20 protein-coding genes, 1 tRNA gene and 1 pseudogene are annotated in these 20,578 nt (G+C 67.9%); 15 read left to right on the forward strand and 7 right to left on the reverse strand.

The features are described 5' to 3' along the window. Positions 1–606 precede the first annotated feature (606 nt). Positions 607–1,377, forward strand: a complete 771-nt coding sequence (locus ACH4U7_RS30425; RefSeq protein ID WP_398530998.1) for a helix-turn-helix domain-containing protein — start codon at positions 607–609, stop codon at positions 1,375–1,377. After that, positions 1,374–1,847, forward strand: coding sequence for an NUDIX hydrolase (locus tag ACH4U7_RS30430; protein WP_398530999.1), 474 nt, complete (start codon positions 1,374–1,376; stop codon positions 1,845–1,847). Before ACH4U7_RS30425 ends, ACH4U7_RS30430 begins: the two co-directional genes overlap by 4 nt. Here ACH4U7_RS30430 and ACH4U7_RS30435 read toward each other — a convergent pair. Further along, a complete protein-coding gene (locus ACH4U7_RS30435) occupies positions 1,835–2,404 on the reverse strand; it encodes an HD domain-containing protein (RefSeq protein WP_398531000.1) in 570 nt (189 codons plus the stop codon). The two genes, ACH4U7_RS30430 and ACH4U7_RS30435, sit on opposite strands and share 13 nt — an antisense overlap. Before the next feature lie 11 nt (positions 2,405–2,415). After that, entirely contained in the window at positions 2,416–2,862 is a 447-nt protein-coding gene (locus tag ACH4U7_RS30440) for a GntR family transcriptional regulator (RefSeq protein WP_398531001.1), read from the reverse strand. 541 nt (positions 2,863–3,403) lie between these two features. On the opposite strand from ACH4U7_RS30440, the gene ACH4U7_RS30445 reads away from it, so the two are divergent. Further along, a complete protein-coding gene (locus ACH4U7_RS30445; protein ID WP_398531002.1) occupies positions 3,404–4,744 on the forward strand; it encodes a hypothetical protein in 1,341 nt (446 codons plus the stop codon). Between the two features lie 419 nt (positions 4,745–5,163). Further along, positions 5,164–5,263, forward strand: a tRNA-Ser gene (locus tag ACH4U7_RS30450). Positions 5,264–5,604: 341 nt separating this feature from the next. On the opposite strand, the gene ACH4U7_RS30455 is transcribed toward ACH4U7_RS30450, so the two are convergent. The 3 genes from ACH4U7_RS30455 to ACH4U7_RS30465 all read right to left on the reverse strand — a co-directional run bounded on the left by ACH4U7_RS30455 (position 5,605) and on the right by ACH4U7_RS30465 (position 7,225). Continuing rightward, a complete protein-coding gene (locus ACH4U7_RS30455; RefSeq protein WP_398531003.1) occupies positions 5,605–5,847 on the reverse strand; it encodes a hypothetical protein in 243 nt (80 codons plus the stop codon). A gap of 209 nt (positions 5,848–6,056) precedes the next feature. After that, positions 6,057–6,389, reverse strand: a complete 333-nt coding sequence (locus ACH4U7_RS30460; protein WP_398531004.1) for a hypothetical protein — start codon at positions 6,387–6,389, stop codon at positions 6,057–6,059. A gap of 428 nt (positions 6,390–6,817) precedes the next feature. Continuing rightward, a complete protein-coding gene (locus ACH4U7_RS30465; protein ID WP_398531005.1) occupies positions 6,818–7,225 on the reverse strand; it encodes a hypothetical protein in 408 nt (135 codons plus the stop codon). Positions 7,226–7,542: 317 nt separating this feature from the next. Here ACH4U7_RS30465 and ACH4U7_RS30470 point away from each other — a divergent pair, with 317 nt between their 5' ends. Together ACH4U7_RS30470 and ACH4U7_RS30475 are read left to right on the forward strand one after the other, a co-directional pair. Next, on the forward strand, positions 7,543–7,839 hold the full coding sequence (locus tag ACH4U7_RS30470; protein ID WP_398531006.1) for a hypothetical protein: 297 nt from the start codon (positions 7,543–7,545) through the stop codon (positions 7,837–7,839). A gap of 154 nt (positions 7,840–7,993) precedes the next feature. Beyond that, the gene (locus ACH4U7_RS30475; RefSeq protein WP_398531007.1) at positions 7,994–8,299 is read left to right on the forward strand and encodes a helix-turn-helix domain-containing protein; all 306 of its coding nucleotides are present in this window, start codon (positions 7,994–7,996) and stop codon (positions 8,297–8,299) included. A gap of 21 nt (positions 8,300–8,320) precedes the next feature. On the opposite strand, the gene ACH4U7_RS30480 is transcribed toward ACH4U7_RS30475, so the two are convergent. Then, the gene (locus ACH4U7_RS30480) at positions 8,321–9,118 is read right to left on the reverse strand and encodes a hypothetical protein (protein WP_398531008.1); all 798 of its coding nucleotides are present in this window, start codon (positions 9,116–9,118) and stop codon (positions 8,321–8,323) included. Positions 9,119–9,712: 594 nt separating this feature from the next. Here ACH4U7_RS30480 and ACH4U7_RS30485 point away from each other — a divergent pair. The 8 genes and pseudogenes from ACH4U7_RS30485 (at position 9,713) to ACH4U7_RS30520 (ending at position 18,314) form a co-directional block, all read left to right on the forward strand. Then, the gene (locus ACH4U7_RS30485) at positions 9,713–10,882 is read left to right on the forward strand and encodes an acyl-CoA dehydrogenase family protein (protein WP_398531009.1); all 1,170 of its coding nucleotides are present in this window, start codon (positions 9,713–9,715) and stop codon (positions 10,880–10,882) included. Further along, the gene (locus ACH4U7_RS30490) at positions 10,879–11,877 is read left to right on the forward strand and encodes a bifunctional MaoC family dehydratase N-terminal/OB-fold nucleic acid binding domain-containing protein (RefSeq protein WP_398531010.1); all 999 of its coding nucleotides are present in this window, start codon (positions 10,879–10,881) and stop codon (positions 11,875–11,877) included. Before ACH4U7_RS30485 ends, ACH4U7_RS30490 begins: the two co-directional genes overlap by 4 nt. Then, the gene (locus tag ACH4U7_RS30495) at positions 11,877–13,190 is read left to right on the forward strand and encodes an acyl-CoA dehydrogenase family protein (protein WP_398531011.1); all 1,314 of its coding nucleotides are present in this window, start codon (positions 11,877–11,879) and stop codon (positions 13,188–13,190) included. The genes ACH4U7_RS30490 and ACH4U7_RS30495 overlap by 1 nt, the downstream gene beginning before the upstream one ends. Further along, a pseudogene (locus ACH4U7_RS30500) lies at positions 13,187–13,567 on the forward strand (MaoC family dehydratase); the annotation flags it as partial. The gene ACH4U7_RS30495 and the pseudogene ACH4U7_RS30500, both read left to right, overlap by 4 nt. A 134-nt stretch (positions 13,568–13,701) precedes the next feature. After that, positions 13,702–14,868 carry a lipid-transfer protein gene (locus ACH4U7_RS30505; RefSeq protein ID WP_398531012.1) on the forward strand — a complete coding sequence of 389 codons (1,167 nt, stop codon included), beginning with the start codon at positions 13,702–13,704 and terminating at the stop codon, positions 14,866–14,868. Positions 14,869–14,921: 53 nt separating this feature from the next. Next, positions 14,922–15,827 (forward strand): DUF1906 domain-containing protein, encoded by a 906-nt coding sequence (locus ACH4U7_RS30510; RefSeq protein WP_398531013.1) that lies wholly within the window; start codon positions 14,922–14,924, stop codon positions 15,825–15,827. Positions 15,828–15,991: 164 nt separating this feature from the next. Then, positions 15,992–16,522, forward strand: coding sequence for a SigE family RNA polymerase sigma factor (locus tag ACH4U7_RS30515; RefSeq protein ID WP_089507296.1), 531 nt, complete (start codon positions 15,992–15,994; stop codon positions 16,520–16,522). Between the two features lie 139 nt (positions 16,523–16,661). Next, positions 16,662–18,314 (forward strand): long-chain fatty acid--CoA ligase, encoded by a 1,653-nt coding sequence (locus ACH4U7_RS30520; RefSeq protein ID WP_398531014.1) that lies wholly within the window; start codon positions 16,662–16,664, stop codon positions 18,312–18,314. A gap of 148 nt (positions 18,315–18,462) precedes the next feature. Here the strand turns inward: ACH4U7_RS30520 and ACH4U7_RS30525 are convergent, their stop codons facing one another. Next, positions 18,463–19,776 (reverse strand): MFS transporter, encoded by a 1,314-nt coding sequence (locus tag ACH4U7_RS30525; RefSeq protein WP_398531015.1) that lies wholly within the window; start codon positions 19,774–19,776, stop codon positions 18,463–18,465. A gap of 118 nt (positions 19,777–19,894) precedes the next feature. On the opposite strand from ACH4U7_RS30525, the gene ACH4U7_RS30530 reads away from it, so the two are divergent. Then, positions 19,895–20,491, forward strand: a complete 597-nt coding sequence (locus tag ACH4U7_RS30530; RefSeq protein WP_089507293.1) for a TetR family transcriptional regulator — start codon at positions 19,895–19,897, stop codon at positions 20,489–20,491. The last annotated feature ends 87 nt before the right edge of the window (positions 20,492–20,578 follow it).

The following is a 20,578-nucleotide window of genomic DNA, read 5'->3' on the forward strand; positions in this document are numbered from 1 at the left end:
TACGCGGTCCCCGGGGTGCCACCTGGGGACCGCACTTGCTTTGACCGCTCGTCACGTCGTCACGAGTGGCCACAGCCACCCGGCACCCATCGCCGAAAGCGCGGTTGTCGGGGACTGTGAGCACTGGTGCTCAGCCCGTGGCTCGTACACCCCGGGCAAAGGTTCTGCGGTCTCAGATCAAGCAAATGCTGGACACCGCCCCCAAGAGGCGGAGCCAGGCGGGTCACCCGGCCCGACATGGGCGGTCGGGGTGGTGACACCGCACCCATCGACCACACGTGTTCATGTGGCTGGGTCGGCACTCTATGGAGTTCTCAAAGAGCGAGCGCTTCCTTCGAACCCGTCTCACGGGGCTCTCCGGGCGCACGCATAGCGAGGTCTCACGCACCGCCGAAGCGAAGCATGTATTACTTGCTCCTCAAGGTGGCAGATCAATTTCGCATCGTCAACTTGCGTGGCTCTCGATGCCGGAACTGTCGCCCTCGATCAGCAACATGACCAGCGTCGCGGCGAAGTGACGGACACTCGACTCCGCGCATGTACGGCTTGCGCACGACCCGCTACAGTCAAAGTCGTCCCAGGACGTCCCAGGTGGGGGGAGACCGCATGGCGAACGAAAGGCTGCGCGGGGCCATCGTGGAGAGTGGCCTGACGCTCGAGCAGGTAGCACAGCGACTAGGCGTGTCTCCGAAGACCGTTGAGCGCTGGATCTCCGAGCCGAACCGCAAGCCCTACCGGCGGTTTCAGTACGCCGTCGCCTCGATGCTGCGACGTGAGGTCTCGTACCTCTGGTCGGATGAGCGGACCTCCGAGGAGGTAGCGGCGTCCAGCGATTCGGAGGTCCTGAAGCTCTACCCCCACCGCTCCGTCGTCCCGCAGGATGCCTGGACCAAGCTGTACGCCGATGCCGTCACGCAGTTCGACGTGCTGGTGTACTCCGGCTTCTGGTTGACGGAGGACCCGCGGTTCCACCGACTCGTGCGAGAGAAGTCGGCGGCCGGCGTCCCCGTGCGCTTCATGATGGGCGACCCCTCTAGCCCGGCCGTCGCCGTACGGGGTGAAGACGAGGGCATCGGTTCGGCGATGGCGGGGAAGATCCGAAACGCGCTACTCAACTACGCGCCGCTGTTCGGCCTCCCCAACGTGGAGTTCAGGCTCCACGACACGACGCTGTACAACTCGATCTACCGCGCCGACAACGAGCTCCTGGCGAACGGCCACGTCTACGGAGTCGGCGCCTACCTGGCGCCCGTCCTCCACCTGCAGCGCGTCCCCGGGGGCGAGCTGTTCGACACGTACGCGGACAGCGTGGAACGCGTCTGGGAGACCGCTCGCCGCATCGCCTCACCCACCGACTACGAAGGCACAGCCGCATGAGCCGTATCGACTACTTCCGCGACCCGAACGCGCCCCAGGCCAATTCAGTCGTACCGTCGGTCACCGCCGTCGTACGCGATGAGAACGGGAACCTCCTGCTCATCCACAAGACCGACAACGATCTGTGGGCTCTGCCGGGCGGCGGTCACGATGTCGGCGAAAGCATCGCGCAAACGGTCGTGCGAGAGGTGGAGGAGGAGACCGGAATCTCGGTCGTCGTGGAAGACATCGTGGGGCTCTACACCGACCCTCAGCACGTCATGTCCTACGACGACGGCGAGGTCCGGCAACAGTTCTCGATCTGCTTCCATGCCCGCCCCGTCGGCGGCGCGCTGCGTACCAGCTCCGAATCCAAGGAGGTCCGCTGGGTCTCCCCAGCGGACCTCGACAAGCTGGACATCCACCCGTCAATGCGGCTCCGGATCACTCACGGCCTGGACGGGTCGCGCACCGCTCCCTACATCGGCTGACCTGCCGCTTGCGCTGCGGAGAGGCGTCCCTCCACGCGATGCACCGCCGCGTGGATCTCGGGGGCTGCTCGTTGGATGAACCGCCCGACGACGGTGTCGGGCCCGTACCGGCTGACGATCTCGGCAACGCGAGCGTTGGAGGTTGTAGGCGTGCCGACCGGGGTGGTCGTCATGTCGCAGAACACGAGCGCGTCGACCAGCTCCGGGCGCTCGAGCTCGAATTCGGTCTCCAGCTCCGCCTGGAGACCGCGCTCCTCGGCTTCCAGGAGCGCGAAGGAGTGGTGAGCCACCAGGCGGACGACGCGCTCATCGATGCCTTCCTGATCGCGTAGAAAGCGGGCGCCGTCGAGCGGGTGGAACCCGGTGGAGGCGATCTGGGGCGAGTAACCGACGTCATGCAGTACTGCCGCCGCCTCCATAGGGCCGGCGTCCTCGCCGAGAATCGGCCGGAGCGAGCGGGCCCGCTCGGCCACCCCAAGGGAGTGCGACCAGCGCCGCGGGAGCGGTTCCGACAGCAGCGATTCGGCGAGGCCATAAGCCCGCTCTGTGAGATCCATGGTGGCCAAGGCTACGAGTCCGCCCGCTCCTCCGGGAGAGCCCGAACCTGCCGCCGGCGGTTCGGGCCCATCGCGATGAGCCCTCGGCCCTCCATCTGCGCGATCGCGGAGCGCACCGCCGTGCGAGATACCCCGAACTGTTCACACAGCTCGTTCTCGGATGGGAAGGGGGCGCCCACCTCAACGTCCGGGCCTCGCAGGAGATCAGTCACCTTCTCCACGAGCGGCCGGCGGTCGCCCGTCCCCGTGACGTACCAGCCAGCGCCCTGTACAGACTCGATCACTCCGTCGGCTTTAAGAGCTTTAAGCGCCCGCCCGACCGTGGAGCGGCCGACACCGTAGGTACGCATCAGCTCTGCCTCGGAGGGCAGCACCTCGCTGATCTTGCCCTTCTCGATCTTCTGGCGCAGAGACTCCGAGATCTGCAAGTACGTACCTCGCGGACTGGCCTGCGGCACGTTGACTCCCCTTCCTCGACTTCGCCGACGTGCTGATGGTGGCGCTTCTCTGGCAAAAGCTTCCCACGTCAGGCATCACTGGCTGAGGCACTTCCGTCTACCCCTCTGGCGCTCACCTGTGGGTGAACGGTCCGGCACGGCGGAGGCTCTGTGTACGGCCGAACTTTCCCTGCTTCGTCAAGGCCCGCGCACGGCGCGGGCGCGCGCCGCCTTGTCGGCGGGGCCGCCGCTCTGTCTTCGCCAGCGGCGGCCCCGCCCGGCGGCGCGCTGCGTGCATGCGGGCAGAGGTAGAAAAACCCTCTGTGGCTGAGGCCGGTCGGCTCCACGGCTTTAGGCAGCCACTTCACGCGAGCCTCGAAGATCATGGCCCCACGTCGCGCTTTAGCGGGCAGGTCCACAGACTGCCTGACGCGCCGGAAGCTTACGGGGCCATGATCACGCTCCGCCGACCTTGGTGAAATATCTGCAGAAACGCACTCCGCTCGATAAGGTAAGCAACCGAGTATCCGTGGTGGCGACACTTAGGTAAAGGGTGGGGGACATGGACGACGGTCGGGAGAACCTCGATCGCGAGCAGACGATAGATCGCCTTGAAGAATTCCAGAAGGCTTCAGTGCGCGCCATCGAGGCTCACGGTTTCGAACTCAAAGGCGAGCGCAATGGCGTAGCGGTATTCACCGACAAAGAGACCGCGAAGCGGTCCCGTGATACCTTCCGCTTCATTGCTTGGGATAAAGTCTCTGAAGTCGCAGATGACCTTATCAGAGGGGCTACTCAGCACGAGGAGTACACCGGAGTCGTAAACAGCAGTAAGAGGACCGCCGAGTACTATGTCAGGGTCCATCGCAGCCTCGGCATGATCCAACTCCGTGTCCTCGAAAGGCAGGATTGGGAAGCTAACGAAAGGACCTGCGGGCACGATTTCACGCCAAACCCTCCAATCTCCTCAATCTCCGCACTGAAGCCATCGGGGGAGAAAAGGACTGTCGGATTCCATGTCAACTCCAGACAAGAGAAAACCTGCATAGAGCTGTCTCTTGCGAGCCCCACAGCAGAGTTCTTGACTAATCCATGGAGCTTCGTCTCAGACCACCCGCTAGATGGAGGGCCTAGAGACTACTCGCTAAAGGTGATCTTCGATCAAAGCATGGACGAGGCGAAGGTTGCTGAGAGCTCACTCGAACTTGCTAGCCGAACGATCTTCGAGCTCGATATTCGGAACGGGATTTCTTTGATTTTTGCACCACGTGAAAGGGTGCGCGTCTCGTTCGACGCCCCCAGGGAGGTTCCTAGGATTCGGTTCCCAAGGGTGAAGGTGCCCCGAGAAGTAGCAGCCCTATTCTCGTTTGCTTCCGAGACACTAGACAACCCTCCCTACGTATTCTTGTCGTATTATCAGGTGCTGGAGCATTTCCTACCGATGGCTCACCGGCGGGACGCACTTAAGGTGCTCCGCCGCGAGTTGCGCGACCCGTTCTTTGACGAGAACAAGGATGTGACCCTAATCAAGCTGATGAACTCGATTGAGCGAACCAAGCAGGTCAGCGAAGAGGATCAACTCAAGGTTCTTCTGCGTGACTTCGTGCGCGTCGATAAAATCACCGAGTTCTTCAAATCGGCAGATATGAAACACTTCAGCAACAAAGGGCCGATTTCAGGTGTTCCTGAAGTGGTAATGCATCTCAAGAGTGATCCGCTTCCTACTCAGGCCGCAAAACGTATTTATGCCCTAAGGAATAGGATCGTGCACGCGAAGGATGACCCGAAGTATGACTCCATTCCCGTCTTGCTTCCGAGGAGCACAGAAGCTAACAGCCTAAAACCTGATGTCGCTCTAGCCCGCCTATTGGCGACAGAGGTACTAATCAACAGCCAGGACTGACAAGAAAGCCGCTTACGCCAGTGCCTCCTCTGACTCGCAGGCTGCAAGGTTGCGGCCAGCGCGGCACTGATTAGGCCTGGACAGGGCTGGTCGCCAGATGGTTGCTGGCTTCTATGAAGGCGTCGTTGGCGGGGCTTGCTTCGCCTTGATGATGGGTGCAGCAGTACCGGGCTGAGTCCAGCCTTCGTGTGGCGCGCTGACATCCACCGCTGACATCAACAGTGGCGCATGTCAGCGGTTCTGTGGAGCTTCCGGTAGACGAAGTAACGGCGTAGTTCCAGATGTGAGCCACGTACGGATCGAACTCCCAGAGCGGTGCTCCTGGAGACACCGTGTCGGCCACGCCCAGATAAGCGCTGTCGGGGGCAGTGCGGCCATCCTCTGGCCAGTTTTCACCGCGCGGAGCACCCCTCGGTCAAGGAACGGCTGCTCAAAGACGGTCTGACCTCCGGCCGCCGAGCGGTCTTGAAAACCGTCGTGGCAGCGATGTCACCGAGGGTTCAAATCCCTCAGCCTCCGCCGCTATATGGCCCCTGACCTGCAATCGAGGTCGGGGGCCTTCGCCTTGTCCACTGCCCGCCGTTGGCCGCTGTTCCCCGTGGTTTCCCGCTCGACCGGGCACGCGGGGGGGCACGTGCCCGAGTCGGTGGAGCGGCTTTGGCCGGTGTCCTGCCCGGATCGGGATGCCGTACGAGCCGGACAACCTGCGCCGGAGCTGGGACGGGGCGGGGTCGAACCGGTGAACTTTCGCTTTTCAGGCGGGGTGAGGCGGCTGCCGGTGGCCGTTTCGCCTGGCTTGGCGGTCCGTTGCCGTCCGCTGGTGGCGTCGGCTTACGGGGCCGTTGGCGTCACGGCCGGCGTCAGGCGGCCTCTTCGTTCCGAACTACCGGCGTTGGCGATTCACCCTTCACCTCGCAGTCCCATCCGGAAGCGTTTGCACGGGAGACGGGAAGGGACCACAGTCGGGAGGGAAGGGAGGCGTGCACCATGGTGGCCCTCGCGATCTTTCTTCTCATCATCGGGACGATCTTGATCCTTATTGGGATGATCTTGACCGTCCTCGGGGCGCTCTTGATCCTTATGGGGGCAGCCTTGGTCGGCATCGGGATTTTTTTGCTCATCCGGAAAGCCATGAGGCACTGACAGCGTCACTATCGGTAGATTGTCGTATGCGAGCCATAGGGCCGGATCGAGCCGAGACGAGAGGCTGGCGGCGTCCCGCTGGGCAGGCCGAGGGCCTTTCTTCTTGCCTGGGTCTTTCTGGGGATCTTGGGGAGCTGGGTTTTTGCTGGTCACCATAGGCCAAGTCCCGTTAGGGACCTGTTGGCCAGCCCTCGTGTTCAGGCAGGCTGAGGCCTGCAAGCTTGTAGCGGTCCGAGATTTCGTCGGCCTGCTGTTGGATTCGGTCTCGCAGCCTTGCCAATGCCTCGTTGAACCTCCTGTCCGAGCCGGGACCAAAACGTCCGCCCTCGGGGCCGCCAGCTTCAATGAAGTCCACGAAGCCCTGGCGCATGGCGCGCAGCCAGGTGCGCAGGTCGCCCCCTGGTTGTTGATTCAGGTACTCGGACAGCCGCGCCCGGCACTCGGCGGCCGACGCGAGGCAAGCCATCGCTTCGATCTGCGGGCGCGCGTGGCCGACTGTCAACACGCGCTTGTCGGCGGTTCAAATCCCTCAGCCTCCGCCCAGGTGAGAGAACGAGCAGGTCAGAATGGGCGCCCCGATCGAAGGGGTGCCCTTTCTGCGTTGGCGGTGTCTCACTCCGCCCGCCCGATGCCCAGGGCTGCTTGGCGTAGAAGGCGAGGCGTGGAGACGTGGCCGTCGCGCATCGCGCAGGACCGAAGCCTCCACGGGCCCGCCGTACGCGACGGCTCGCTACGGCGAGGCCCCTTTCCTCCACGCGACGGCGGTCCGCGACAAGACGACGGGCGCGGTCACCGTCTTCGCCATCCCTCCGCACCGCCCTGGAGCCTCTCTCCTGGAACGTCATCCGCATGGCTTGAGAAGGGGGGCGGAACGGCCGAGCGGGAACGGCCGCCGCCGTTTCCGCTCGGTGTCACTCAACTGGACGATTCCTAGTGGTCGTTGAAGTACACGTAATACTCGGAATCTGTATTGTCCGAGGGCTCCTTCGAGACCGAGAAGCCAATGTCGTGGCTTTCCGGAAGGTTGTACACGCCGCCGTCCGACGCGTGCCGGTAACTGCACTTCCCGTCGTTCTTGGTGTCGGTGAGGCTGTACAAGAACTTGCCGGTCATGTGGTCGTAGACGTTCACCCACGCCTTCTTGCCGTCGGCCTTGGTGTCGCAGACCTTCACATGGTCGCCGTTCTCCTCGAAGTAGGCCGCCGCGGCCCTGCCGCCGTCATACAGCGGCCCGTGGTCCCAGGAAATCGCCTGAGCAGAGCCCGGCGCCATGGCCACTGCGAACGCCGCCATGGCCAGTGCGGATATTCCGCCCTGAACGATTTTCTTGATGCGCAATTCATTCTCCCCTGGTTCTGCGGTTACAGCCGTATGAAGCTAACAGCAGAAGACGGGTTCTTTGCTGACCGGATCGCTTGTAAGGCGAACTTAACGAGAAGGCGTGACAATTCGCGGATAATTTTCCCGGCGTTGAACGCTTTTAGCGCCTAACGGCCATGGAGGGATGATCAGGACTTATGGAGCGGGGCGCAGCCGTCCGCCTCGTCCGCGGCGGTGAGGGCGGCGGTGAGCGGGATACCCGCCTTGCCCTCGCTGATGTCCTCGCGCCGTACTCCTTGATGTGAGCCCGCAGGAGGCGCACCAGGACGGGCGGGATGGGCACGGACCGAGTCGCCTTACGGGCCCGTCGCTTGAGGCCCCTGGTGTCGTACGACTCCCTGCTGACCGTCCAGGCGGAGCCGACGCGGGGAGTGCTGCCGGACAGCACCAGTTCGCCCCAGCCCTCGTCCGGCAGCGTGCAGGCCGACGCGCGCAGGTCTGTCACCTGGGCGGGGCGCCCCTTCTGTGCGCACCCTGCACGCACGGAAGAGGGCCCGAACGCCCCCTCCGGCCGCGATCTGGCCGAAATCGTATGGTGCCTGCCGTCGTTGCAGGTCACAGCCGGGAAGTGAGGCGCGATCCGGCGGCTCCTCGCGAGATTGAGCCGAAAGTGGGCTTTTAGGTGAAGCTAAAGGTGGGATCCTGACACTGTGAAGCGAGGAGTGAGGCCAGGAAGGCGACCCGCTTGGTTTGGAGTGATGCATCTTGCCGTGGAAGAGCAAAGGTGTGAGGGCGGAGGCCGCCGACGCCGCCGGTGCGCGGCTCGCTCGGCAGGCCACCGTGGAGGTGGCCGGGGTGTTGGGCAAGCGCGACATGAGCCGGGCTGACCTCGCCAGGCTGATGGGTGTGAGCCCGGGGCGGGTGAGTCAGATCCTCTCCGGCGACGAGAATCTGACGCTGCGCAGCCTCGCCGCCGTGGCGGAGGCGCTTGAACTCGACGTGAGAATCAGCTTCGCCGAGCCCAAGGCCGTCCCGCAGGACGTGACCACGATGCGGCACGGCGGTTCCGACGCGTACGTCTATACCCATTGAAGAGGGGTCGGGACGGGTGCGTCACAGATGTGGCGCGGGGGCCTCTGCGAGCGGTTCGACGGCCATCGCCGTCTGCCGGATTCGCATGAGGTCCCTGTCGCCGCTGCGCTTCCCGTGCTTGTAGCCGAATTTGAGCATCTGCACGCAGGCTTCCTTGGCCTTGGCCAGGGCCTGCCGGCAGTCTTCCGCCTCCTCTTTCGTCCGGCTGTGCAGCTCTTTGGGGAAGTCCTGCAGTTCTCGCTGCCGTCGGTTCGCCTCGACTTCGGCCTCGACCTTCGTGGCCTCGTCCAGTAGCGCCACCACGTCTTCGTACAGACCGTCGATGGCCGCCTTGTCCTTGGCCTGCAGGGCACAGCCGTACAGGTGCGCGCGGGCGTCGAAGGCGAACATGCGGAGCTGCGCGATGTCCTGGAAGTCCCGGACCATCCGTTCGCAGTGGCAGTACATGTCGTGGACCAGCCGCCGTTCCAGATGGCCGAGCAGTACGGCGATCCCCAGGGTGATCACGGCGACGAAAGGCGGGGTGGACTGCTGGTTCTGCTGCTGGCGGACCCGCGGGGCCAGCGCGCCTCCGGCGGCGGCCGCGGCCACGGCGGGCGGTACGTCGGCGGCGTGGGGCAGCAGGAGTGTGATGGTGATCAGCGCCGCGGCGCAGGTGCAGGCCATGATCGTGCCGCACAGTGCCATCGACCGCGTGGTCCCCAGCAGTCGGCCCTTCTCGGCGAACCGGTACACCAGAGAGATCCAGGTGACCAGCGCGCAGAGCCCCATGGGTAACACGAAGTGTGCGAACCACCCCTGTGCATAGAGCTCGTGCACGGCTCCCCCTGGTCCCGACTCGGTGTCGCTGTCACGGTTGCCGAGCGTCCGGTCATGGGGAGAGCGGGAAACCGGATTCACTGTCCGCCTGGGTGCGGAAGCGCCGACCAGCGGCCGTGCCATCCCCACACGGAGCGTCTCGTCGTGCCCTCACGATAGTCCCACTGAAACGCGTAGCGCACAGGTCACTTTCTGTACAACTTGGGATCGTGACGGCGGTGTCGCCGCTGATGGTGGCCGAAAGTGAGAGGTAGGCGAGCCCTTTTAAACGTTCCGCGCGCCCTCGCCACGCGCGCTGCGCCCACGCGCCTCAATCATGCTTGCGTGGTAATGAGCCGGGTTGTGTGGTTCGCCGATGATCGGCTGGGCAACTCTGGCTGCGCGTCTCTCCGAGTCCTGTCGACCGTGGAGGAAGTGATTCATTGATTCCAGGGGACGGTTGAGGTCATACGGCCGTGCGGTGGTACTGGGGTGCCGCCGCACCGCCTTGTCCGCGGTCGTGCGACCTTGACAGCGCCGAATTATCTGACGGATAGTCAGAAAGCTTTCGGCCCGGATGTGCGACGCCGTCGAGCGAAGGGGAGACCGCTGCCCATGCACCTCGCCCCCACCCCCCGCCAGCGGCGGCTGCGCGAGGAACTCCGCGGCTACTTCCGCGATCTGATCAGCCCCGAGACGCGCGCCGCGCTGCCGAATGACCCGGCCCTGCAGCGGCAACTGCTGCGGCGCATCGGCGCCGACGGTCTGCTGGGGCTCGGCTGGCCCGTCGAGTACGGCGGCCAAGGGCGCGGCCCCGACGAGCAGTTCGTCTTCTTCGACGAGGCGTACCGGGCGGGCGCTCCGGTCTCCATGGTCACGCTCAACACCGTCGGCCCGACGCTGATGAAGTACGGCACCGAGGAGCAGAAGCGGACCTTCCTGCCACGCATCCTCAGCGGCGAAGTCGTCTTCGCCATCGGCTACTCGGAGCCGGAGGCCGGCACGGACCTCGCCTCCCTGCGCACCAGGGCCGTGCGGGACGGCGACGAGTGGCTGATCGACGGGGCCAAGACCTTCACCAGCAACGCGCACAACGCCGACTGGATCTGGCTGGCCTGCCGCACCGATCCGGCGGCCCGCAAACACGAAGGCATCTCCATCATCCTGGTGCCGACCGACACTCCCGGCTTCTCCTGGACGCCGATCGAGACGGTGGCGGGACTGACCACCACGGCGACGTACTACGACTCGGTCCGCGTCCCGGCCGACCACCTCGTGGGTGAGGAGAACGGCGGCTGGGGACTGATCACCAACCAGCTCAACCACGAGCGGGTCGCGCTCGCCGCCATCGGCATGCAGGCCGAGGACTTCTACGAGGCGGCGCTCGCCCACGCCCGCACGCCGGATCCGCAGACCGGTGTGCGCCCCGTCGACCAGCCCTGGGTGCGGTCCCGGCTCGCGGAGGCGCACGCCCGGCTGGCGGCCACCCGGCTGCTCAACTGGCGGCTGGTGGGGGATGTGGGGGCGGGGACGCTGAGCCCGGGCGATGCGAGCGGAGTCAAGTTCGCGGGAACCGAAAGCGCCGTCGAGGTGTACAGGATGTGTCAGGAGATTGTGGGGGAAGCGGGGCTGATCCGGGCGGGATCGCCGGGCGCGTTCGGCGACGGCGAGCTCGAGCGGATGAACCGGGCCGCGCAGATCAACACCTTCGGGGGCGGTGCGAGTGAGGTACAGCGGGAAATCGTGGCCACGATGCGCCTCGGCATGCGGCGGGGGCAGCGATGACCGGTGAGCGGACGGTCGGTGAGGGGGCCGCTGGTGAGCGGACGGCTGGTGATGGCTCCTGCGCTGATGACTTCTACGGGCGGCTGCGGGCGTACGTGGGCCGGGCGGCTGCGTCCGGGGGCGAGGGCAAGGATCCGGTCAACGAGCCGATGATCAGGCACTGGTGCGAGGCGATGGGCGACGCCAACCCCGCCTATCCGGCCATCGCACCGCCGACGATGCTGCAGGTATGGACGATGGGCGGGCTGTCCGGCCATGTGGGCGGCTCGGCTCGGTCCGAGGCGTACGACGAGCTGTTGGCCCTCCTCGACGGGGCGGGCTGCACCTCGGTCGTCGCCACGGACTGCGAGCAGGAGTATCTGCGCCCTTTGCGGCCGGGCGATCGGATCACCTTCGACGCGGTGATCGAGTCGGTCTCGCCCCGCAAGACCACCAAACTGGGCTCCGGCCATTTCGTCACGACGCGTATGGACATCCGGGCGGGTGGGGAGCTGGTCGGAGAACACCGTTTCCGCATCCTCAAGTACGCCCCGGCGCGGCGGACATCGGCGGGGAAGGAGCGGACGGCGAAGGAGCGGACAGGGGTGGTGAAGGAGGCGAGGCGGCCGCGCCCCGTGATCAACCGTGACAACGCCGGCTTCTGGGCGGGGGTCGCCGAGCACAGACTGCTCATCCAGCGCTGCACGGACTGCGGGACACTCCGCTTCCCCTGGCTCCCCGGATGTGGTGCGTGCGGCTGCCAGGAGTGGGCGACGGTCGAGGCGTCGGGCGCCGGGACGGTGTTCAGCTATGTCGTCATGCACCACCCGCCGTTCCCGGCCTTCGACCCTCCGTACGCCGTAGGCCTGATCGAGCTCGCGGAAGGGGTGCGGATGATCAGCAACATCACGGGGGTGCCGTACGACAAGGTCCGCATCGGGATGCCCGTCGAGCTGGAATTCATCCGCGTGGACGCCGACTTGGAGCTTCCCGCCTTCCGAGGGGCGGTGGCCTGATGGACTTCGCGCCCACCGTGGAGCAGCGAGCCGCGCGCGAGCTGGCGGCGGAGATCTTCGGCGACCTGTCCGCCCACGAGCGGCTGTCCGCTCTCGGCAGTGGCACGGACGCCGAGCTGTGGAAGGCGCTGTGCGCCGCGGGGCTTCCGGCCGCTGTGGAGGAGATCGGCCTGGTCGGGCTCGTTCTGTTGCTGGAGGAGCAGGGCAGGACCACTGCCCAGGTGCCGCTCGCGGTGACATGTGCGTACGGAGTGCTGCCGGTGGCCGTCCATGGCACGGCGGAGCAGCGAGACCGGCTGCTGCCCGCCCTGCGGGAGGGCACCGCGGTGGCGACGGGCGCGTTCGACTCGGGGGTGGCCACCGCTCGTCGGACGGCGCATGGCTGGCGGCTGAGCGGCGCCTTCCCTGCCGTGCCCTGGCTCCGGGCGGCGACCCATGTCCTGGTGCCGGCCGATGTCGTGGTGTGGGCCCATGAGGCAGGGGTGACCCATGAGGCAGGGGTGACCCATGAGGCAGGGGTGGGTCATGAGGCGGAGGGGGCCCAGCGTACGGATGCGGGCCCCGCGGCCTCTGCGGGGTTACGGGCGGAGCCGCGCTGCTTCCTGGTCGACGTCCGCGCCGTCGGGACCGAAGCCGACAAGACCGAAGACAGCGGGACCGAAGGCGGCGGGACCGAAGGCAGCGGAACCGAAGGCGGCGGGACCGCAGACAACAGGACCGAAGCCGCCGGGAGCGAGGCGGACGGGACCGCTGCGGATGGGGCCGGCGCCGCTCTGGTCGAGGCCGTTGAGACCACCGCGCCGTGGGCGGCGGGCCGGCTGACCCTGGACGGCGCGCCCGCCGAGCTGCTTGGTGGCGAGGGGACCCATGCCGATGTGCTCGGTCGGGCCCGCACCGCGTTCGCCGGGCTGCAGGCCGGGGTCTGCCGGGGCTCGCTCGACCGGGTGGTCCACCACACCGCGGTTCGCGAGCAGTTCGGCCGCCCGCTCTCCACCCATCAGGGCGTGCTGATGCGCGCGGCGGACGCTCATATGGACACCGAGGCCATCCGGGTCACAGCGTACGAGGCGGCCTGGCGCTACGACCAGGGCCTGCCCGCCGCTACCCATGCGCTCACCGCGGCCTGGTGGGCCTGTGAGGCGGGCAAGCGGGTGGTGCACTCGGGCCAGCATCTGCACGGCGGCATCGGCGCCGATGTGGAGCACCCGGTCCACCGGCACTTTCTGTGGGGCCGACAGCTGGACGCGTATCTCGGACCGGCGCCCGCGCTCCTGGCCGAGCTGGGCGATGAGCTGACGGGGGTGGCCGGATGACGGTCCGCGTCGGCGACGAGCTGCCACCGCTGCGTATTCCGATCACCCGGACACTCATCGTCTCCGGCGCGATCGCCTCCCGCGATTACCAGGACGTCCACCACGATGCCGAGGCGGCCAAGGAGAAGGGCTCCCCGGACATCTTTATGAACATCCTGACGACCAATGGCCTGGTCGGCCGGTACATCACGGATCACTTCGGGCCGCACGTCCGGCTCCAGAAGGTCGCCATCCGGCTCGGCGCACCCAACTACCCCGGCGACGAGATGGTGCTGACCGGGCAGGTCACGGCGGTCACCGACGGCACCGCGGAGGTCTCGGTGACCGGGCGCAACGGCATCGGAAACCACGTCATGGGCAAGGTCACCGTGCGGCTGTCCCTGGATTTCCCAGCGAGCGCGACGGACTCCCCACAGCGTGACGCGGACTCCCCACAGCGTGACGCGGACTCCGCCCAGCGTGACGCGGACTCCGCCCAGCGCGAGGCGGACACTCTGCGGGGGGAGGCACGATGAGCGTCCGCGGAGCCGACACGCTCGGCGGCCGGGCGGCCGTCGTGGGCATCGGGGCCACCGAGTTCTCCAAGGACTCCGGCCGTAGCGAGCTGAAACTGGCCGTCGAGGCCGTGCAGACCGCCCTGGACGACGCCGGACTCACCCCCGCCGACGTCGACGGGCTGGTCACCTTCACCATGGACACCAGCCCCGAGATCACCGTGGCGCAGGCGTGCGGCATCGGCGAGCTCTCGTTCTTCTCCCGCGTCCACTACGGCGGGGGAGCCGCCTGTGCCACCGTCCAACAGGCCGCGCTCGCCGTGGCCACGGGCGTCGCCGACGTCGTGGTCTGTTACCGCGCGTTCAATGAGCGCTCCGGCCGTCGCTTCGGGTCCGGGGTGCAGCACCGCGAGCCGTCGGCCGAAGGCACCGCGCTCGGCTGGGCGCTGCCCTTCGGCCTGCTGACCCCCGCCTCCTGGGTCGCCATGGCCGCGCAGCGCTATCTGCACAGCTACAGCCTGGCTCCGGACGTCTTCGGCCATGTGGCTGTCGTGGACCGCCGCCACGCCGCCACCAACCCGGCCGCGTACTTCTACGGCAAGCCGATCACCCTCGCCGACCACGCCGCCTCCCGCTGGATCGTCGAGCCGCTGCGGCTGCTGGACTGCTGCCAGGAGACCGACGGCGGCCAGGCCCTCGTGGTCACCAGCATCGAGCGCGCGCGCGATCTGCCGCGTCCGCCCGCCGTGATCACCGCCGCGGCGCAGGGCGCGGGCCGGGGGCAGGAGCAGATGACGAGCTTCTACCGGGACGATCTGACCGGCCTGCCGGAGATGGGAGTGGTCGCCCGCCAGCTGTGGCGCAACAGCGGGCTGACCCCTGACGACATCGACGTGGGCATCCTCTACGACCACTTCACGCCGTTTGTGCTGATGCAGCTGGAGGAGTTCGGCTTCTGCGGGCGGGGGGAGGCCCCGGGCTTTGTCGCCGACGGCGCGCTGCCGCTCAACACCCATGGCGGTCAGCTCGGGGAGGCGTATCTGCACGGGATGAACGGGATAGCCGAAGCGGTCCGCCAGATACGCGGCACCTCCGTGAACCAGGTCCCGCACGCGGCCCGCGTCCTGGTCACGGCGGGCACCGGGGTACCGACATCCGGGCTGCTCATCGGGGCAGACGGCTGAACCGCGCGCGTGTCTGCGGGCCCGGTCCCCCCACCGGCACTTTGACTCCTCATATGGACCGAAGAAAGAAGATCAGATGGAAGATCGTCGGATGTGCGATCGGCCTGTCCGCGACGCTGGCCACGCTGATCGTCGGCGCCCCTTCCGCCGCCTCATCCTCGGCGGCAGCCCCCGCCTCCTCCCCGGCGGTAGCCCGCGGCTTCTCCCCGGCGGTGGCCCTCCCCGACCCACGGCCGCTGGGCGCCAAGGTCTTCCAGGGCTGGGCTCTCGACACCTGCCATGCCCCCTCGCTCGCGACCCTGCGCGCCTGGAGCGGCTCCAAGTACCGGGCGGTCGGTGTCTACTACGGCGGCCGTGGCCGGGCCTGCCCGAACCAGCCGAACCTCACCGTCTCCTGGATGCGGGGGACCCGCGACATCGGCTGGCGGGTGCTGCCCATCTACGTCGGCTCCCAGTCCCCCTGCGTCCGCAACACGAACAAGAAGCACGTCACCATCGGCAGCAAGCCCACCTCGCAGGGGCGCGAGGAAGGCAAGGACGCGGTCAAGCGCGCCAAGGCGCTGGCCATCAAGAAGCGCAGCGCGCTCTACCTCGACATGGAGGCGTACGACCAGACGCGCACCAGCTGTGCCAAGACCACCCTCTCCTTCATCCGCGGCTGGTGCCGTGAAGTGCGCTCACACGGCTACTTTCCGGGCTTCTACAGCAGCGCCGAGTCGGGGGTGCTGCATCTGGAGAAGGCCCGGGAGGCCGGTAAACACCACCTCCCCTCCGTGATGTGGTTCGCGCGGTGGAGCGGGAAGGCGTCGCTGTCCGGTGAACCGGTCCTGCCCAAGAGCGCCTGGCATCCGCACCGCCGTATCCACCAGTACGTAGGCAATGTCACCGAGAAGCACGGCGGCCGGACCCTGCATATCGACCGCAACAAGGTCGACGCACCCGTGGCGATCATCGGCTGACTCCCCCGCCCCACCCCACCCTTGGGGCACAACCCTGATGTCGTCTGCGCCGCCCCTCCCCCCGCAGGAGGTGGTGCCAGCCCTACCCCTACAACCTGAGGGTGAGGCGGCTTCGGCACTTACGGCCGATCCCTGGCCCGCGGCCCGCTCCTAGCGTGGGAGGTATGACCACGAGTGTGTGCAACGGCGCGTCCACCGCCGCGTTCCCGTGCTTCGCGTCGTATGTGCGGGCGCGCGGGCCGGTGCTGCTGCGCACCGCCCGCGCGTTGAGCGCGAACGCCTGGGACGCGGAGGACCTGCTGCAGACCGCGCTGGCCAAGACGTATCTGGCGTGGGAGCGGATAGAGGACCACAACGCGCTGGACGGCTATGTCCGCCGGGCGCTGGTGAACACGCGGACCTCGCAGTGGCGTAAGCGCAAGGTCGACGAGTTTGTGTGCGAGGAGATGCCCGAGCCGGATCCGGTCCCCGCTCCGGACCCCGCCGAACAGCAGGTGTTGCGCGACGCGATGTGGCGCGCGGTGCTGCGGCTGCCGGACCGGCAGCGGGCCATGGTCGTCCTCAGGTACTACGAGGACCTGAGCGAGGCTCAGACGGCCGAGGTGCTGGGAGTGTCCGTGGGCACGGTCAAGAGCGCCGTCTCGCGCGCCCTCGGCAAACTGCGCGAGGACCCGGCCCTCACCCGGGCTGCCTGAGCCACCTGCTTGAGCCACCTGCCCGAGCCAGGGGAGCGGGTCCGGTGTGGTGACCACCGGGTAGTGACATACCGCCCGGTCGGCTGCACAATCGGCGGACACCTTGACCCGCGCGTAAATCCGCACCCTGGAGGCCCCGGTGTTCAGCACGATGCAGGACGTACCGCTGACCGTGACCCGCATCCTCGTCCATGGGGCGCTCGCGCATGGCAAGGCACAGGTCGTCACCTGGACCGGTGACGGCGAGCCGCAGCGCCGTACCTTCCACGAGGTGGGCCTGCGGTCCATCCAGCTCGCGAACGCCCTGCACGATGAGCTCGGCGTCGAAGAGGGCCAGGTCGTGGGCTCGCTCATGTGGAACAACTGTGAGCATCTGGAGGCGTATCTGGCGGTGCCCTCGATGGGCGCCGTACTGCACACCCTCAATCTGCGTCTGCCCGCCGCCCAGCTGACCTGGGTCGTCAATCACGCCGCCGACCGCGTGATCATCGTCAACGGCTCGCTGCTGCCGCTGCTCGCCCCGCTTCTGCCGGGGCTGAAGTCCGTCGAGCACGTGGTTGTGGCCGGGCCGGGAGACCGTTCCGTACTGGACGGCTGCCGGGCCACCGTCCACGACTACGAGGAGCTGATCGAGGGCCGTCCCGTGCGCTACCCGTGGCCCGTCATCGACGAGCGCCGGGCGGCGGCGTTGTGCTACACCTCCGGCACGACCGGTGACCCCAAGGGCGTGGCCTACAGCCATCGTTCGATCTATCTGCACTCGATGCAGATCAACAGCGTTGAGGGCTTCGGCATGTCGGGGAAGGAGATGGTGTTGCCTGTGGTGCCGATGTTCCACGCGAACGCGTGGGGCACCACGCACTCCGCCTTCATGACGGGCGCCTCCATCCTGATGCCCGACCGCTTTCTGCAGCCCGGACCGCTCGCCGACATGATCGAAACGGTCCGGCCCACCGTCAGCGCCGCCGTCCCCACCATCTGGCAGGGGCTGCTGGCCGAGCTCGACGCGAGGCCGCGAGACGTGTCCAGTCTGCGCGAGGTCTACATCGGCGGGGCGGCCTGCCCGCCGTCCCTGATGAGGGCGTTCGAGGAGCGGCACGGCATCCGGGTCGTGCACGCGTGGGGCATGACGGAGCTCTCGCCGCTCGGGTCCGTGGCCCATCCGCCCGCTGGTCTCACAGCGGAGGAGGAGTGGCGGTACCGGGAGTCCCAGGGCCGGTTCCCGGCCTCGGTGGAGTACCGGCTGACCTCAGCCGACGGCGAGCTCATGCCCTGGGACGGCACATCGGTGGGCGAGCTGGAGGTGCGCGGCCCGTGGATCGCCGGCGCGTACTTCGGCGGGGCCGAGGGCGAGCCCTTCCGCCCCGAGGACAAGTTCACGCCGGACGGCTGGCTGAAGACCGGCGATGTCGGCGCCATAACGGAGGACGGCTTCCTGACGCTGACGGACCGGGCCAAGGACGTCATCAAGTCGGGCGGTGAATGGATTTCGTCGGTGGAGCTGGAGAACCACCTGATGGCCCACCCCGATGTCGCCGAGGCGGCGGTGGTGGCGGTGCCGGACGAGAAGTGGGGGGAGCGCCCGCTGGCGACAGTGGTGCTCAAGGACGGCTCCGGCGTCGGCTACGAGGCGCTTCGGGCGTTCCTCGCGGAGCGGGTCGCGCACTGGCAACTGCCGGAGCGCTGGGCGCTGATCGAGGAGGTGCCGAAGACGAGCGTCGGGAAGTTCGACAAGAAGGTCATCCGCAGGCGGTACGCGGACGGTGAGCTGGAAGTCACGCAGCTGGCCTGACCTGCTCCGATCCGTCGTACCCGGCTTGCCCCGCCCCGTCTCACCCGGCCTGCCCGGGCTGAACGTGACGCGGCTCGGTCGGACGGCCTGCAGGGGGGCGCGGATGACCAGCCGCGCCCCCCTGCAGGCCCCGATGCGTCCGAAACGTTCAGCGCGTACGGGCGGGGGCGGTACGGGTGGTACGGGCGGTACGGGTGACGCGGCCGGAGCGCCCGGCGGCGCCCAGCCAGCCCAGGGCCAGCCAGCAGGCTGCGACGGCGCACACCCCGCTCCAGCCCCAGTGCCCGAACGCCGGCGCAGCGAGCGCGGAGGCGGCCGCTCCGCCGATGAACGCCGCGACGATGTAAGCGGTGTTGGCCGTGGCCGGCGAGGCGGTCGCGGTCAGGGCCCGGGTCTGGTTGGCCACCTGTCCCGCCATCAGCCCCGCGTGCAGCAGCACGGCCGCCGCGCACAGCGCCCAGATCCACGAGCCGCCGAGCCAGAACAGCGGTACGGAGACGGCGGCGAGCACATACGCGAAGCCGACCACCCGGGCCACCCCGAACCGGTCCACCAGCCCGCCGGCCAGCGGCCCCACGGCGCTCGCGGTCAGCCCGAAGAGGCCGAACAGCCCGGCCGTACCCGTGGACATCCCGTAACCGGGCCCGGTGAGCAGCAGGGCCAGGGCTGTCCACAGGGCGCTCCACGCCCCGTACATCCCGGCCTGCCGCAGACATGCGCTCCGCAGCTCGGCGGAGGCGCCCAGCACCCGCGGCACCCGGGCGATGCCCTTGAGGGCCGCCAGCGGGTCGGTCTTCGTCCGCGGCCGGGTTTCGGCGGGCAGCAGTACGGCGGTCGCCAGGCCGATGAGGGCGGTGAGGCCCGCCGCGCCGAGGAAGACCGCGCGCCAGCCGTACGCCTGTCCGGCGAGTCCGCCCAGCACCCGGGCCGCGACCACTCCGGCGAACAGCCCCGCGACGACCACGCCGAGATGGCGACCGCGCCGCGCGGCGGGGGCGCGTTCGGCGACGAGCGGCACCAGCAGCTGCGGTACGACCGTGGCGGCGCTGGCCGCGAACACGGCGGCACCGAGCGCGGGCAGCCCCGGCGCCAGCCCCGCGACGACCAGGGCCGCGGCCGCCGCGACGGACAGCGCGCCGACCAGGCGGCGGCGGTCGGCGGTGTCGCCGAGGGGCGCGAAGAGCAGCAGCCCGGCCGCGTAGCCGAGCTGGGCGAGGGAGGCGATCCACCCGGCGGCCGACGGGGCGACGCCGAGGTCGCGGGCGATGAGGTTGAGAAGCGGCGCGGCGAGGTAGATGTTGGCGGCGGTCACGGCGGTGCACAGGGCGACGACCGCGAGAAACACGCCGGTGGGCGGGCCGCCGCGCCAGGTGCGGGTACGGGTGACAGGGGCGCGGCTCCCGGCGCTGCTGCTGGTGGGGTGACTGGTCGCGGTCGGTGTGACCGTATTCGTACCCGTCATGCTGATAAACCTCCGCGCGGGGTTCGCTCCGGGCCGGGCGCTGATAACTAACTGGTTGGTTGTGAGTCTGCGGCTCCAGGAAGACGTTGTCAACCAGATAGTTGGTTACTCTGGCTCCATGGCATCGACAAGGGACGCGGAGGCGACCAAAGCCCGGATCTTCGCGGCGGCCACCGCGGAGTTCGCCGCCCACGGCATCGCGGGCGCCCGCATCGATCGCATCGCCCGCGAGGCGAAGGCCAACAAGCAGCTCATCTACGCCTACTTCGGCGACAAGGCCGAGCTGTTCAGGCAGGTGGTCCAACACGCCATGCTGGACCTCGCGGCCGCGGTCCCGCCCGACCCCGAGAACCCGGACGGCTATCTGGACCGGCTGATGGCGTACCACGCCGCGCGCCCCGAACTGCTGCGGCTGATGCTCTGGGAGGGCCTGGAGTACGGAAGCGGTGGTTTCGAGGTCCAGCGCGAACAGGAGCGCCGGGAGTACTACGCCGCGAAGGCAGCCGCCTTCGCCGCCGCGCAGGAGAAGGGCGCGATCGAGCGGTACCTCCCACCGGAGCACCTGGTGTTCATCATCAGCGCGCTGGCGGGCTGGCCCGTCGCCGTGTCGCAGTTCCGCAATCTGCTCGTCGGCGAGACGGAGGAGGACGCGGCACAGCTGCGCGAATCGCTCCGTACGGCCGTCCGACGCCTCACCGGCACGGACGGGTCATAACGGCCCTGGTCATAGCCGGCCCGGGTCATAACCGCACCCACCAGCCAGCCCGGAATGGACTGGCCAGGGCGGCGGCCACGGCGGCAC

Origin of the sequence: Streptomyces sp. NPDC020845 (assembly GCF_044334165.1) — a bacterium.
Taxonomy (GTDB): domain Bacteria; phylum Actinomycetota; class Actinomycetes; order Streptomycetales; family Streptomycetaceae; genus Streptomyces.